Origin of the sequence: Pelomonas margarita (assembly GCF_043555875.1) — a bacterium.
In the GTDB taxonomy this organism is placed as follows: Bacteria; Pseudomonadota; Gammaproteobacteria; order Burkholderiales; family Burkholderiaceae_C; genus Pelomonas; species Pelomonas margarita.
The window spans coordinates 1-1,110 of record NZ_JBIGHW010000052.1 but is presented as its reverse complement, the minus strand read 5'-3'; the positions used below and the strand labels follow the sequence as shown (position 1 = coordinate 1,110).

Sequence of the window (1,110 nt, the reverse complement as noted above, 5' to 3'; positions counted from 1 at the left end):
GTCAGACCTGCAAAATACATTTCCACGCAACTCACTGGCGGGGTGAGCCCGGCGAGCAGGGCGCGGTTATGAGGTGCGGAGCAGCGGCTGACGCGATGGGTCGGCATTGGCACCCATCAGGCCGCTGAGCCCCGCCATAGACGCTGCCAGGCAGGCCGCCCATACGGCGATCACGGCAAAGTAGAGGTTCTTCAGGCCGCCGGGCTGCAGCTGGCGCCGCAGCGCCCGCAGCAACCAGCGGATGTTGAAGCCGGCCGCGCACAGCACGGCGTGCAGCGCATCCCCTTCGCTGCCCTTGAGCCAGCACTTGTCCATCCGGTGGTCGTGCTTGGTGTGGCCGATGGTCGGCTCGATCGCCTGGCGGCGCTTGAGCCAGCGCCGCTGCAGCGCGTTCAGCGACTTGTACTTGCCCCGGTGGATCAGCTCCACCGGGGCGATGTCGGCGTCGACACCGCGGTAGCCCAGGTCGACGACGGCCACCTTGGGCTTGACGCCGAGGTCCTGCAGCAAGGTGCTGGTCTGCTCAAGCTGTGCGCTGAGCGTGTGGCCATCGAAGGGGTTGCCGGGGAAGCTGCGGGCGCCCACGATCAGCCCGCTCTTGTGCGCCACCGCCAGGCTGACCTTCACGCCGAACTCGTAGGGCTTGCGGGCCTTCCCCTTGCTGATGCATTCAACTTCGGGCGCGTGCAGGGCGTACAGCTTGTTCTTGTCGTGCAGACGTTGGCTGCGGATGCGTTCGGCACGTTCCAGCCAGGGCCTGAGTTGGTCCTGCGCGGCCTGCGCCAGCGTCGTCATCTTGCGCTGCACCTCGCGCAGCAGCACGCCCAGGATCGTGCGCTGGCGGCGCACCACCTGGCGCAGCCGCTTGAACTGCTTGGCATGGGCGTAGCCGCCGGCGCGCCGTCGCAAGCTCTGGCCCTCGCGCTCATGCGTCATCTTGAGCTTTAGGCCCACCCGCTTTGCCATGCGAGCAATCTTGGCCCGCGCCACTTCCAGCAACCGGCTGTCGGTCGGATGGGCAATGGCCTTCTCCTGGACCGTGGTGTCGACCGTCACTCGCTCCAGCTCGACGGGCTTGACGGCCTTCATGGCCACGGCCGCCTCGATGGT

At 67.4% G+C, this 1,110-nt stretch carries 1 protein-coding gene; it reads right to left on the bottom strand.

What is annotated here, in order from left to right:
* Positions 1-66: 66 nt before the first annotated feature.
* Positions 67-1,110 (bottom strand): IS5 family transposase (locus ACG0Z3_RS23170; RefSeq protein ID WP_394402415.1); only part of this gene is annotated, 1,044 nt, incomplete at its 5' end.